General features: G+C 70.6%; 21 protein-coding genes. All 21 read left to right on the forward strand.

Annotated features, from left to right (window positions below; all coding sequences use genetic code 11):
- Positions 1-33 precede the first annotated feature (33 nt).
- A complete protein-coding gene (locus tag J7F03_RS20705; protein ID WP_214951514.1) occupies positions 34-795 on the forward strand; it encodes a hypothetical protein in 762 nt (253 codons plus the stop codon).
- On the forward strand, positions 792-1088 hold the full coding sequence (locus J7F03_RS20710) for a hypothetical protein (protein WP_214951516.1): 297 nt from the start codon (positions 792-794) through the stop codon (positions 1086-1088). Before J7F03_RS20705 ends, J7F03_RS20710 begins: the two co-directional genes overlap by 4 nt.
- A complete protein-coding gene (locus J7F03_RS20715) occupies positions 1085-1444 on the forward strand; it encodes a hypothetical protein (protein ID WP_214951518.1) in 360 nt (119 codons plus the stop codon). Before J7F03_RS20710 ends, J7F03_RS20715 begins: the two co-directional genes overlap by 4 nt.
- 206 nt (positions 1445-1650) lie before the next feature.
- Entirely contained in the window at positions 1651-1782 is a 132-nt protein-coding gene (locus J7F03_RS42020; protein WP_285440474.1) for a hypothetical protein, read from the forward strand.
- 8 nt (positions 1783-1790) lie between these two features.
- Entirely contained in the window at positions 1791-2075 is a 285-nt protein-coding gene (locus J7F03_RS20720) for a hypothetical protein (RefSeq protein WP_214951520.1), read from the forward strand.
- 305 nt (positions 2076-2380) lie between these two features.
- Positions 2381-2824: a hypothetical protein gene (locus tag J7F03_RS20725; protein ID WP_214951522.1), complete on the forward strand. Its 444-nt coding sequence runs from the start codon at positions 2381-2383 to the stop codon at positions 2822-2824.
- Between the two features lie 18 nt (positions 2825-2842).
- On the forward strand, positions 2843-3382 hold the full coding sequence (locus J7F03_RS20730) for a helix-turn-helix domain-containing protein (RefSeq protein WP_214951525.1): 540 nt from the start codon (positions 2843-2845) through the stop codon (positions 3380-3382).
- Positions 3372-4667: a PBSX family phage terminase large subunit gene (locus J7F03_RS20735; RefSeq protein ID WP_214951527.1), complete on the forward strand. Its 1296-nt coding sequence runs from the start codon at positions 3372-3374 to the stop codon at positions 4665-4667. Before J7F03_RS20730 ends, J7F03_RS20735 begins: the two co-directional genes overlap by 11 nt.
- Entirely contained in the window at positions 4654-6192 is a 1539-nt protein-coding gene (locus J7F03_RS20740) for a phage portal protein (RefSeq protein ID WP_308379813.1), read from the forward strand. The genes J7F03_RS20735 and J7F03_RS20740 overlap by 14 nt, the downstream gene beginning before the upstream one ends.
- Complete coding sequence (locus tag J7F03_RS20745; protein ID WP_214951529.1) at positions 6192-7331, forward strand: phage minor capsid protein; 1140 nt, start codon at positions 6192-6194, stop codon at positions 7329-7331. Before J7F03_RS20740 ends, J7F03_RS20745 begins: the two co-directional genes overlap by 1 nt.
- 41 nt (positions 7332-7372) lie before the next feature.
- Entirely contained in the window at positions 7373-8119 is a 747-nt protein-coding gene (locus J7F03_RS20750; RefSeq protein WP_214951531.1) for a hypothetical protein, read from the forward strand.
- A gap of 16 nt (positions 8120-8135) precedes the next feature.
- Positions 8136-9140 carry a major capsid protein gene (locus tag J7F03_RS20755; RefSeq protein WP_214951533.1) on the forward strand — a complete coding sequence of 335 codons (1005 nt, stop codon included), beginning with the start codon at positions 8136-8138 and terminating at the stop codon, positions 9138-9140.
- A 14-nt stretch (positions 9141-9154) separates the two neighbouring features.
- Entirely contained in the window at positions 9155-9376 is a 222-nt protein-coding gene (locus tag J7F03_RS20760) for a hypothetical protein (protein WP_214951535.1), read from the forward strand.
- Positions 9373-9960: a hypothetical protein gene (locus J7F03_RS20765; RefSeq protein ID WP_214951537.1), complete on the forward strand. Its 588-nt coding sequence runs from the start codon at positions 9373-9375 to the stop codon at positions 9958-9960. The genes J7F03_RS20760 and J7F03_RS20765 overlap by 4 nt, the downstream gene beginning before the upstream one ends.
- 10 nt (positions 9961-9970) lie before the next feature.
- On the forward strand, positions 9971-10477 hold the full coding sequence (locus J7F03_RS20770; RefSeq protein WP_214951539.1) for a hypothetical protein: 507 nt from the start codon (positions 9971-9973) through the stop codon (positions 10475-10477).
- Between the two features lie 11 nt (positions 10478-10488).
- Entirely contained in the window at positions 10489-10905 is a 417-nt protein-coding gene (locus J7F03_RS20775; RefSeq protein ID WP_214951541.1) for a hypothetical protein, read from the forward strand.
- Positions 10902-11222 (forward strand): hypothetical protein, encoded by a 321-nt coding sequence (locus tag J7F03_RS20780; RefSeq protein ID WP_214951542.1) that lies wholly within the window; start codon positions 10902-10904, stop codon positions 11220-11222. Before J7F03_RS20775 ends, J7F03_RS20780 begins: the two co-directional genes overlap by 4 nt.
- Positions 11219-11572 (forward strand): minor capsid protein, encoded by a 354-nt coding sequence (locus J7F03_RS20785; RefSeq protein WP_214951544.1) that lies wholly within the window; start codon positions 11219-11221, stop codon positions 11570-11572. Before J7F03_RS20780 ends, J7F03_RS20785 begins: the two co-directional genes overlap by 4 nt.
- Positions 11565-11987: a minor capsid protein gene (locus J7F03_RS20790; protein ID WP_214951546.1), complete on the forward strand. Its 423-nt coding sequence runs from the start codon at positions 11565-11567 to the stop codon at positions 11985-11987. The genes J7F03_RS20785 and J7F03_RS20790 overlap by 8 nt, the downstream gene beginning before the upstream one ends.
- A 71-nt stretch (positions 11988-12058) precedes the next feature.
- Positions 12059-12517 (forward strand): phage tail tube protein, encoded by a 459-nt coding sequence (locus J7F03_RS20795; RefSeq protein ID WP_214951548.1) that lies wholly within the window; start codon positions 12059-12061, stop codon positions 12515-12517.
- Entirely contained in the window at positions 12514-12993 is a 480-nt protein-coding gene (locus J7F03_RS20800) for a hypothetical protein (protein ID WP_214951550.1), read from the forward strand. Before J7F03_RS20795 ends, J7F03_RS20800 begins: the two co-directional genes overlap by 4 nt.
- Positions 12994-13090: the final 97 nt, after the last annotated feature.

The raw sequence follows: 13090 nt of genomic DNA on the forward strand, positions 1-13090 counted from the left end.
CCAGCCATCCACCTGCACGAACAGGGGACAGCCATGACACACCGTACCCAGCTCAGCCAGGCCGAAGAAGCCCTCGACCAGGTCACCGCCGAAGAACTCGTCACCACCGCCACCTGCCCGACCTGCCACGCCCCCGCCGGGAGCCGCTGCATCACCCGTGCCGGGAAGCCCGCCCGCGAACCACACGGCCGCCGCTTCGAGGCGCTGGAGCAGGCTGCCGGCATCACGGCACACCGCGCCGCCGCTCGCCGCGAGGCGGAGGCCCGCGGCGGCTGGGTGGCCGCCCTCGACCGCAAGGCCGAAGGCGCCCTGTTGACGGAGTATGCCGCCCGGCTCCGCCCTTCCGCGCAGCCGGACGCCGACTCGATCGCCCCCACCGCCCCGACCCCGGCCACCGAGCCGAGTCAGAACGCCACCCCGGCGCGACGCCAGCTCAACCACGCCCTCACCGCGCTCGCCGCCACCACCCCCGGGCGCCGCCGCTACATCGCCGAAGCCGCACAGGAGTACCTCGACCAGATCGACGGCCGCCGCCTGCCCCTCGGCTACGACCGCCCCTTCCCCGCCTGGGACGGCGCACGAAACAGGTCCGACGCCTACCGAATGCGCCGCGGCTGCACCGTCGCCGCCATGCTCGGCCTCGCCATCCAGTCCCACGACGAGCACTTCCCCACCACGGCACGCGCCATCATCACCGCCGTCAACGCACCCATCGACCGGCTCGTCGAGGCCGCGCACACCACCGGCGCTCCGGCCGCCGTCGCGCTCGCGCACATCCTCGGTGGTGCCCGATGACCTACCCCAGCCAAGCCGAAGAAGCCCTCCGGCAGGTCACCCGCGACGAGCGCGTCCGCGCCGGCCTCACCTACGCCGTGCAGCGCCTCACCGACCGCCGCTCCCACCACGTCATGACCGACGTCGCACGCCTCGCCATCGCCCAGCGGTACGCCACCGACACCCTCGGCTGGACCGACGTCGCCGACGAGCTGATCCGCGACCTCCTCACGGTCATGCCGGAGATCACCCGGGACATCACCCGCGGCGAGTACGCCGTGATCATCCAGCCCACCGCAGGGGCCCACCGATGACCACCGCGGCCACCCTGGCCGAGCAGCGCGCCACCGTGCGCCATCTCGCCCAGAGCGGCTCGTCCCACCGCGAGATCGCCCGCCAGCTCGACGTCTCCCGCGCCAGCGTGGCAACCATCCTGGCCGCACCCCCGACGAAGCGAGAACGACTGGCGCTCAAGGTGGTCGAGGCAGAAGCCGCCGTGGCCCAAGCCGTTGCCGCAGCTCAGGCCCTGGAGGCAGCCAGGCCGGCCTACACCTTCGCCGACGACGAGACGGCCCGGCGCTGGCACGACACCCTCCGCGCCGCCGCGGCGCAGCTTGTGAGCCAGGCCGATGCATTCGCCGACTACTACCCGTGCGCCGGTGGCTCATGACCGAGGTACCGATCACCCCGACGCGGATCATCCCGCCCGGCGCCGCACTCCCCCCGCGACTGCCAGCGCCCGGCGAAGCGCCGCCCTGGCGCACTCCGCCGCCGCCCCCGGCGCCACCTCCTGCGCCACCAGCCGAACCAAGGTGGTACTCGGCCCCTCCGCCGCCGGCGCCCGGGCCGATCGAAGTCCGAATCACCTACGCCCCGATGCCGCTCCCGCCGGAGCCCTCCCGCTGGGAACGCCTCCGCGACTGGCTGCGCCGGTTCGGCACGCCCTGGCAGGCCGCCGCCGCGCAGAAGCCGCCGACGCCGCCCCAGTCCGCACCGAAGAAGGGATGATGGACAGCATGAGCGAACAGCGCTTCACCCTCGACAACAGCGGCGCCACGTTCACCCCAAGCGAGCCGCGCACGCCCGTCTTCCGCCACAACCTTCGCTTTGAGAATCACAGCCGTGTGCTCGACTGGGAACCTGGGTCGACATACTCCGAGCGTGTGCCCACCGGTGAAACCACAGTCACATGCACGTGCGGCCTGGACACGGGCGGGGTGCCAAGCGATCGGGCACGCCTGGTCTACGAGGAACACCGCAACCTGATCCGTGACGAGATCGCCGCCGGGACTGACGGCTGAAATCCAGCCACGCGTGAGGGGTGTTGTTCCGGCCAGACCGGGCGTAGCGTGACCGCAACACCTGGAGGGGTCGGCGCGCTGGCAACCTCCGAGGACGGCAGCGCGCCACCCGAAGAGCCCCGCCCCGCGACCCCATCGCCCGGCGGGGCTCTTCTGCACCTAGTTGCAAAACCGGCGCCCGTGCCCCATCCTGGCCTCACGTCCGGCGTGCCCGGACCTGAAGCCCCGCCCCGAGCGGGGCTTTCGTGCGTCACAGGTACGTCACAGCCACCCCACAGCCGCCCGGCCCCGGCCAGCATGGCGCGATGCGCACACACCACACCATCACCGCCCTCGCCGCCGCAGGCCTCCTCGCCCTCACCGGCTGCTCATCCAGCGACCCGAAGCCTGCCCCGGTCGACGCGCCGGCGCCCACCTCCTCGCCGTCACCGAAGGTCGACCCGGCCAGAGTCGACCTGGAGAAGGCCGTCCGCGCGTACAGTGCCGCCTACTTCAAGCCCGATGGGGCCGCCGCATACGCCGCACTGTCGAAGCGCTGCCAGGACAAGGCCGGCGACGCCGACGTCTTCACGATCATCGTGGACACCGCGGCGAAGGCCTACGGCAAGCAGGAAATCCAGACCCTGACGATCGACCAGCTCGCCGGCGACCTCGCCCGCGTCTCGTACACGTACTCGGTGCCCAAGTTGAACCAGACCTCGCAGCCCTGGGCGCGCGAGGCCGGGACCTGGAAGTACGACGGCTGCTGACACTTGGAGGTGACCGGGATGGCCACACAGAAACAGGCCCCCCACATCCCGGTCACCCCGGACGAACACGACGAACTACGCCGCCTCCACGCCGAAGGCCACAGCCGCAACGAGATCGCCCGCAGGATGGACCGGAGCGGCCGCACCATCTCGCACCTCGCCGTCGAACTCGGCCTCACCTTCGACCGCACCAAGACCGCCATCGCCACGCAGGCCCGCGTCATCGACGGCCGGACCCGCCGCATCGCCCTCACCGAACGCCTCTACGCCCAGTCAGAGAAAATCCTGGCCCGCCTAGAGCGCGACGAGCACCACATCGTCGAGGTCAGCATCGGCAAAGTCGTCCGCTACACCGCAGCCGACCTGCCATCCGCTGACGTCCGCAACCTCCTCAACGCGTCCGCGCTGGCCATGAACCAGGCCGTCAAGCTCGAATCGATCGACTCCAACGGCGGCATCGACGACGCAAAGTCGATGCTCGGGCAGCTCGCCGCCGGCCTCACCGCCGCCTACACCGCGATGAACGAGGTGACCGAGGGGGACGGTGATGCTCCGTGACGTTCCCCTGCCTCTCTCGCCGGCCCAAATCCGGTCCATCGTTGAGTCCCAGGACGCGCCCATCGCCCTGTGGTCCGGGGCGGTGTCCAGCGGCAAGACGATCGGGAGTCTGATCGCGTTCCTGATGCGCCTCGCGGTCGCCCCCGACCACGGGCTGATCGTCATCGTCGGTCGGACGTTGCAGACCATCGAGCGGAACATCATCGACCCGCTCCAGTCGACGCACCTGTTCGGGCCGCTCGCCAAGCACATCATCCACACCAACGGCAGCACGACGGCCGTAATCCTCGGCCGGACCGTGCACCTCGTCGGCGCGTCGGACGCCCGCGCGGAGGGCCGGATCCGCGGCTCTACGATCGCTCTCGCCTACGTGGATGAGGCCACGCTGGTGCCGCACCCGTTCTGGATGATGCTCCTGTCCCGGCTGCGCGTCGGCGCCGAATCCCGGCTCCTGGCCACGACGAACCCTGATGGGCCGTTCCACTGGCTACGGAAGGACTTCATCCTTCGGGGCGCCGAGGTCGGCCTGCGTAACTGGCACTTCACCCTCGACGACAACCCCAGCCTCGACCCCGGGTTCGTCGAACGCCTCAAAGCCCAGTATGTGGGGCTCTGGTACCGGCGGTTCATCCTCGGCGAATGGTGCCTCGCAAGCGGCGCCGTCTACGACATGTTCGACGAGCACCGGCACGTCGTCGACATCCTCCCGTACATGCGCCGCTGGACGTGCGTGGGCATCGACTACGGCACTGTGAACCCCTTCAGCGCCGTCCTGATCGGGCAGGGCGAGGATGACCACCTGTACGCCGTGTCCGAGTACCGGCACGACAGCGTCCTCGCGCACCGGCAGCTCACCGACGCCCAGTACTCCCTGAATGTCCGCCAGTGGCTCGCGAACGTGCGCCGGCCCAGCGAGCAGGGCTCAGACCGTGGCGTCCGCCCCGAATGGATCTTTGTGGACCCTTCGGCGGCCAGCTTCATGAACCAGCTCTGGACCGAACGCGTGCCCGGCATCTCCCCGGCCGTCAACGACGTCTTGGACGGGATCCGCTCTGTCGGCGTCGCCCTCGGCTCCGGCCTGCTCCGCATCCACCGCTCCTGCGAGGGCCTCCTCGGCGAACTCCCCGGCTACGCCTGGGACGAGCGGGCCGCCGAACGAGGCGAGGACAAGCCCCTCAAGTTGGAAGACCACTCCGCAGACGCCCTCCGCTACGCCCTGCACTCCACCGTGCACGAGTGGCGCCATCTGATCGACTACGAGGAGGCGACCAGTGCCGCTGCCTGAGAACAACGTGCCGTGGCCGCCGCCCGCCATCGCCCCGCAGCTCGCCGACATGGCGATCGATGACGCCTGGTACTCCGGCGACAAGGCCCGACTCCGCCGCGTCTACGCGACCGAGGGCCTCGGCTACGGCACCAGTGAACGGGACTCTGCCGGCCGTCCCTGGCGGTTCTGGGAGCGGCCCCGCCCCATGGGTCGCCGCGACAACCGGCTGCACGTGCCGCTCGCCGCCGACATCGCCGCGAAGAGTGCGGCCCTGCTCTTCGCCGAGCCGCCCACCGTGTCCTTCGAGACCACGGAGACCCAAGACCGGTGGGAGGAGATCTCCGACGCGGGCGGCTTCGACGCCACCCTGAGGGAAGGCGCGGAGGTCGCGTCCGCGCTCGGGGGCACAGCATTGCGCGTCACCTGGGATATCGACCTCGCCCAACGCCCGCTGATGACCGCCGTGCACGCCGACGGAGTCATCCCCGACTGGCGGTACGGCGTACTGACCGGCATCACCCTGTGGCGGGAGGTCCTCCGCGAAGGCAACCGCGTGCTGCGCCACCTGGAGCGTCACGAGCCCGGCAAGGTCCTCCACGCCCTATTCGAAGGCACCGCGACCAACCTGGGCATGCGGGTCCCGCTCACCGAACACCCCGACACCGAGGCCATCGCAGCGAGCCTGAACGCCGACGGCGAGACCATCACCACCGGCGTCAAGGGCCTGACCTGCTGCTACATCCCCAACATGCGGCCCAACCGCAAGTACCGAGGCTCGATGCTCGGCCGCTCCGACTGGCAGGACGACGGCATCCGCGACCTGTTCATGTCCCTCGACGAGACGTACACGTCGTGGATGCGGGACATCCGCCTTGCGAAAGCCCGGCTCGTCGTCCCCGCCGGCTACCTGAACTCCGAGGGCCTCGGCAAGGGCGTCTCCTTCGACGACGACAAGGAAGTCTGGTCGCCGATCAGTGCATCGCCCACCTCCGGCGAAGGCCTGACCATGGTCCAGTTCGCGATCCGCGTCACCGAACACGAGCAGTCCTGGCGGGCTCTCAGCCGCAAGGCCGTCGAGTCTGCCGGCTATTCCGCTCAGTCCTTCGGCCTCGGCGACTCCACCGCGATCACCGCGACGGAAGTCGTCTCCCAGGAGCGCAGCTCGCTCCTCACCAAGGGGCAGAAGGGCGGCTACTGGATTCCCGAGCTCGCCTCGTTCATCGAGACCGTGCTCCAACTCGACAAGGCCCTCGGGTTCTCCTCCGTGACGCCCGAGCGGCCGCACATCGAGCTGGCCGACTCCGTCTCGGAGGACCCCAAGACGGTCGCCGAGACGATCGAGCTCCTCGCCCGCGGCACCGCCGTCAGCACCGAGATGAAGGTCCGGATCCGGAACCCCGACTGGGACGACACCGCGGTGAAGGAAGAGACCGACCGGATCCTGAAGGAGACCGGCGCGCTCGTCGCCGACCCGACGATGACCGGCGCCGAGGACCTGGGCGCGCCCGGCTTCGGCGCTTCTGGCGGTGAGGAGGCGGTCTAATGCCCGTTTCCCCGGCCATGGCCGAAGACCTCGCCGCGGCGATCACCGTGCTGTACGAGGACGCCGAGATCGCCCTGATCGAGATCCTCCGCAAAGCCCTCGCCGAGGGCATCGACAGTCCCCGCTGGGCCGAACTGAAGCTCCGCTCCGTCGGCGACCTCCGGGAGGCCGTCGAGGCGGTCACTCAGGCGCTCCAGACCGACGCGAACGGGGCCGTAGCCCAGGCCCTAGCCACGGCCTACGGGCGAGGCCGGCAAGCCGCGGTCGCCGAGCTCGGCGCTCTCGACATCGGCCGGGAGCTCCAGGCCCGCCGGATCCTTCCCGGGGCGCCAGCAGTTGACCGGCTGGCTGCCTCCTACGCGCAGGACACCCGCCCGCTGTACCAGCGCATCACCCGCGCCGTCCTCGATGTGTTCCGCAACGTCACGTCCCGGGCGGCCAGCACGCAGCTCCTCACCGGGCAGACCCGCCGCGACGCCAGCCAGCGCGCCTTGAACGACTTCGCGCGCCGTGGCGTCACCGGCTTCATCGACTCCCGCGGCCATGCCTGGGAGCTTGCCGCCTACGCGGAGATGGCCGTCCGGTCGATCACCGCGCGGGCCGCGATCGAGGGCCACATCGACGCGCTCGCCGAGATCGGGGCGGCGCTTGTGATGGTCTCCGACGCCCCGTTGGAGTGCGAGCGCTGCCGGCCCTGGGAGGGCGAGATCCTGGCCCTCCAGGGTGCCCCAGGGGCGCGCACGGTCCGCCTCGACAACGCCGTCCAGCCGAGCGGCTTGTTCGCCCGGACGGAGACCGTAGCCGTGCACGTCGCTGGGAGCCTCGCCGAGGCCCGCGCGGCTGGTCTGTTCCACCCGAATTGCAGGCACAGCCTCGGCGCCTACCTGCCCGGGGTGACCACCCGGCCGCCGCACGACGCGACGCCCGGCACCACCTACCAGGACTCGCAGCGGCAGCGCGCCATCGAGCGGCACATCCGCCAGTGGAAGCGCCGCCAAGCCGCCGCGATCGACGAGAGGACCCGCAAGGCCGCCGCCGCGAAGGTACGCGAGTGGCAGGCCGCGGCCCGCGCCAACGTGGCCGCGCACGACGCGATCGTCCGCAAGCCGGCGCGCGAGCAGATCGGCCAAGCACGCTGAACGCCCGCCAGGCGCGGGCCCGATGCGCCCCAGGAGGGCACATGCACACCATCCCTTTCCGTCACCCGAAGGCCACGCACGTCGCGGGAGCGATCCTCGGCTGGCGCCGCAACGGGTCACCGATCTACGCCATCGCGGGTGGCAGCGGCGAGGGCGAAGGCGCCTCCGGCGGAACCCCTCCGGTCATGCCGCCCGCCGGTAGCCCGCCGCCCGCAACACCCCCGGCAGTGACGCCCACCCCTCCGGCCGTGCCCCCGGCGCCGCCCGAGGACGACGTGAAGTCCCTGCCCGAGTGGGCGCAGAAGGCGATCTCCGACGCGCGGGCCGAAGCCGGCAAGGAACGGACCACCGCGAAGGCCAACGCTGCCGAGCAGGCACGCCAGCAGCTCGCGCAGGAGATCGGCAAGGACGACAAGCCCGCCGACCCTGCCGAGCTCACCAAGACCATCACCACCCAGACCAGCCGCATCGCCGAGCTGGAAACCGCTGCCCGCACCCAGGCCGTGGAGCTCGCCGTGCACGGCGCGGCAGCCCGCCTCGGAGCGAACGCGGCCGCCCTGCTCGACAGCAGGGCCTTCCTCACTTCCGTCCAGGGGCTGGACCCCACCGGGGCGGACTTCGCCACCCTCCTCGACGCCGCCATCACGGCTGCGGTCGAGCAAAACCAGCAGCTCCGCGGCGGCCAGGTGCCGAGGCGGGGCGGGGGCGACTTCGCCGGCGGGCCCGGCACCACAGGACGCCCCGCTTCCCTCGGACAAGCCGTAGCCGCCGCCCTCAGCGGCGGCTGACACCAAGGAGCCATCCATGCCCATCACCCTCGCGCAGGCGCAGGTGAACACCCAGGCGGACATCGACTACGCCGTCATCGACAACCTCCGCCGCTACTCCTGGCTGCTCGACCAGATCGTGTTCGACGACACGGTCACCCCCGGCACCGCCGGCGGAAGCCTCACCTACGGCTACACCCGCCTGACGACCGCCGCCCCGGCCGCGTTCCGAGCGATCAACTCGGAGTACACGCCCGGGCAGGCGACCCGGACCCGCTACACCGTGGACCTCAAGCCCATGGGTGGCTCGTTCTCCGTCGACCGCGTCCTGAAGAACCTCGGCGCCGCGGCGACCAACGAGGTCACGTTCCAGATGCAGCAGCTGGAGACCTCCATCCGGACCCGCTTCGCCCAGGAACTCATCCTCGGTGACACCGCGGTCGACGCGAACGGCTACGACGGCCTGTCCAAGCTCCTCGTCGGCTCCTCCACCGAGCGCACCGCGGTCGTGGCGGACTGGACCGCAGCCACCGTCATCACGCAGCCCCTGGCGATGGCCCGCCTCGACGAGGTCGACGAGTGGCTGTCCTCGATCGTCCCCTCCCACACCGGCGGCGGCGACCAGGGCACCCCGGGCGCTCTCCCGCCCGGCACGAAGGCCATCCTCGGCAACACCAAGAGCATCACCCGGTTCAAGGCGCTGGCCCGCTGGGCGGCGCTCTACAGCATGGAGCAGGACTCCCTCGGTCGGAAGATCGAGCGCTACGGAGACTGGGTCCTCGTCGACCTCGGCGACCGGGCCGACGGCGCATCCCCGATCATCCCCGTCTCCAGCTCCAGCACGGACCTGTACGCGGTCACCTTCGGCCTCGACTCCGTCCACGCCGCGTCCGCCGCTGGCCAGCCCATCGTGCAGACGTGGCTGCCGGACTTCTCCACCGCTGGCGCCGTCAAGACCGGCGAGATCGAGATGGGCCCGGCCGCGCTCGTCGTGAAGAACACGAAGGCCGCTGGCGTGCTCCGCGGCATCGACGTCGTCTGAGAGGGGTGGACCGCATGCAGTACCGCATCACCGCGCCCGTCATCGACTTCACCGGCGTCTCCGCGGGCGTCAACTTCACCGGCGGCACCGCCGACATCGACGTCCCGGACGACGTGCAGCACCCGTATGCGCGGGCGCTGGCCTACTTCCGGTCCCAGGGCTACGGCGTCGACGAGGTCGAGCCGGAGAAGCCCGCCAGCAGCCGCAAGACGACTCCGAAGGGGGCTGACCAGTGAGCCAGCTCGGTGCCTACACCCGCAACGTGCGCGACGCGCTCGCGCACATCAACTTGGCCGACCCGGCCAGCCCGGACACCTTCTACCGGCGCAACCTGCCGCGCGTGGGCCTGTACGACTCGGCCAGCGACTCCGGCCAGGTGGCCCTCGCCACCGGCGTGATGACCTCCGTGCCGATCTACCTCCAGGCCGGAGACGTCATCACGAACCTCAGCTTCCGCTCCGGAGCGACGGCGGCCGGCACGCCCACCGCATGGTGGTTCGCCCTGTACTCCGACGCGGCAACCCCGGCCCTGCTCGCGCAGACCGCCGACCAGACGTCCACCGCGTGGGCCGCGAACACCACGATGACGAAGGCCCTCGCAGCCGCCTACACGGTGCCGAAGACCGGCGTCTACTGGGCGGCGATCAACGTCACGGCGACGACCCCGCCGACCCTGCTCGGTGCCTGCGCGGCGCCGGCCATCGTGACCGGTGAGCGGAACCTGTCCCAGTCGTCCGGCTCGGCGCTCACCACGACCGCGCCGGCCACCATCGCGACGCCGACGGCCAAGCAGTTCGTGCCGTACGTCGTGGCCACGTGAGGGGGCTGACATGGCTCTGACCACCACAATCGGCGTGACCGTCGATGGGATCTACACCAAGACCGCAGACCTTTCGACGGCTGCAGACAACCTGTCAAAGCGGTACGGCGCGTACCTCGCGACCGGCACCGGCGCCGGCAAGGCAGACCTGCGGTTCGCGGACACCCGCACGCTCGCGGCGTCCGCGACGGAGGACATCGACCTGGCCGGAAGCCTCGTGGACATCTACGGGGCGACGCTCACCTTCGCGAAGGTCAAGGCCATCGTGATCGCGGCTGCGGCCGGGAACACCAACAACGTGGTCATCGGCGCGGGAACCAACCCGTGGATCACCGCGCTCAACAGCACGGGCACGATCACCCTCCGCCCGGGCGCGTTCATCATGCTCGGTGCGGGTGCGGCGGACGCCACGACCTACGCGGTCACGGCGGGTACCGGCGACATCCTGAAGATCACCAACTCGGCTGGTTCCACCTCGGTGTCCTACGACATCGTGATCATCGGTTCCAGCGCGTAGGAGGTGGCGGCATGGCCCGCATCTACGCCACCGCCGAGCAGTACGAGACGCACACCGGGGGCGCCCCGCCCGCCAACATCGACTACCGGCTCGCCCGCGCGAGCGCCATGCTCGACGCGCAGGTGTTCCGGTACTGCGTGTACGCCGTCGACGACACCGGCCTCCCCACAGACACGGTGGTGGCCGCCGCGTTCGCCGACGCAGTGTGCGCGCAGGCCCAATGGGGCGTCGAGGTCGGCGACACCGTCGGGGCCGCCGGCGTGGGCTACGGCTCGGCGAGGATCGGCTCTGTCGACCTCGGCCGGTCCGTCACCGCCGTGTCCGGGGCGGACTCCCCAGCCCGGCAGATCGCCCCCGCAGTGTGGGACGCGCTCCAGGCCCCGGACCTCACCCCGGACCGTATCCAGCTCGGGATGGTGGCCTGGTGAGCACCATCCCCGGCTGGCTCCTGCGGTACACGATCACCATCGAGGCGTACATCGGAGAGACGGCGTACGGGCCTCAGTACGCGGCGCCCGTGACTGCGCGCGCCTACACCGAGGAGACGACCCGCACCGCCCGCACGAAGGAGGGCGAGGAGATCACCTCGACGGCCACGAAGATCTGGCTGTTCCCCGATCAGGAATGCCCCCCGGAGTCCCGGGTGACGCTCCCCTCCGGGCGGGTCGCCTCGGTCATCACCTCCACCCTCTACAGCGGCGCCGGCCTGCCGACACCGGACCACCGGGAGGTGACCTGCACGTGAGCCAGTACGTGCGCATGAGCTGGCAGGGCGGCCGCCTCGGGGCGACCACCCGCGGCCGGGCCGCAGCCGAGGAGGGCCTCCAGAGAGCTTTGGAGCACCTCCTCACCGAGTCCCGGAAGCTGGTGCCGCTCGACGAGGGCACCCTCGAACGGTCGGGCCGGGTCGTTCGGGCCGGAACGGACGGCTTCGTCACCTACGACACCGTGTACGCCCGCCGCCAGCACGAAGAGCTGACCTGGAAGCACCTCCCCGGCCGCTCCGCGAAGTATCTGGAGATCCCCTTCAACCGGGACAGAGACGTCATGCTCCGGCTCATGCAGGTGCCGCTACGGAGGTGGCTGCGTGGCTGACCTCCTCGACGGCCTCGCCCGGCACCTCGCCGGACAGGGCCTCGGCGTCTACGACCCGACCGGCGCCAGCGGCAACATCTTCCTCGAAGCCAAGCCCTCCACCCCGGACGCGTGCATCGTCCTGACCGTCTACGACGACGGCGGCGAATCCGACAGCCAACTCGGCTACGACGACGCCCCCGTCCAAGTCCGAGTACGCGGCACCACCGACCCCCGCGTAAGCCGCCAGCTGTGCGAGTCGATCCGCAGCGAGCTCCACGGCCTCGGCGAGACCACCCTCCCCGACGGCACCTACCTGCTGCTCTCCCGCGCCAACCAAGCCGTGGCCGGCATCGGCACGGACGAGAACCGGCGCCACGAGCATGTGTGCAACCTGCGGATGCGGGTCCGCAGCATCACCGCGCACCGCGTCTGACCCACCCCCCGTTCCTTCAGCCCGTACGGCACTGCCGACGGGCTCCTCGCCATGCCCGGAGGAGAACAGCCATGGCAGTGACCACGTACAACGCGCGTGATGCGCGCTTCCAGATCGAGGACTACAACGCACCCGGCACCTGGGTGGACATCGCGGTCGGCGCGATCAACACGTGGACCAAGTCGGAGGAGGAGGAGACCACCGACATCACCACCTTCGGCAGCGCCGGTCAGTCCGAGTCGTACAAAATGCAGATCGGCAAATCCGTGCAGCTGGAGGGCTTCCGGCTGCGGGACCCGGTCACGTTCGCTCTCGACCCGGGGCAGACCATCGTCGAGGGCATGAACGAGCGCCTCGGCCCGGACTCCCTGACGGGCTTCCGGTACGCGCACGTCACGGACACCTCGTGGGTCGTCTTCACGAAGGCCCGCATCACGCTCGGCGACCAGGGCGGCGGCAACAACGACGAGGTCAGCTGGAGCGCCACGTTCACCCGCTCTGGCCCGTCCACGACGGCGGTCAAGTCGTGACCGTGCCCAAGACCCGGCAGGCGCCGGACTCCTTCGACGCGTACTGGGCTGAGGTCAGCGGCGCCCGAACGGAGACCATCCGCGGCATCACCGTGCGGGTCCCGGTCGACGTGCCGATGGTCCTGGAACAGCGCATGGCCGACCTCCAGGACTCCGAGCAGGAGGAGGACATCGCCGAACTCGTCGCGTTCCTCTTCAACGTCGGCCCGGACACCCTTAGCACCTGGCGACAGAAGGGCATGGGCCTGACCGAGTTCCAGGTCGTCCTGGCCTGGGGCCTCGCGCACGCCAGCGGCAGCGACCTGACATTCGCCCAGGCGCACGAGCTGGTCAAGAAGGCCGAGGCCGAGGGAAAAGCCCAGGCGGCCGCCCCGAACCGAGCCGCGAGGCGCGCCTCATCCGCCAGTACTGGTGGGCGCTCGAAGCCGACTTCCGGGCGCGCTACGGCATCACCCCGGAAGGTCTCGCGCGGCTGAGCCGCCGCACCTTCCGCGCCTACATGTACGGCCTGCCAGCGGAGTCCAGCTTCATGCAGCTGGCCGGCAAGCAGCTCGCCGTGATCGATGACGACGC

The organism is Streptomyces sp. ISL-43, from assembly GCF_018614195.1.
Lineage (GTDB): Bacteria > Actinomycetota > Actinomycetes > Streptomycetales > Streptomycetaceae > Streptomyces.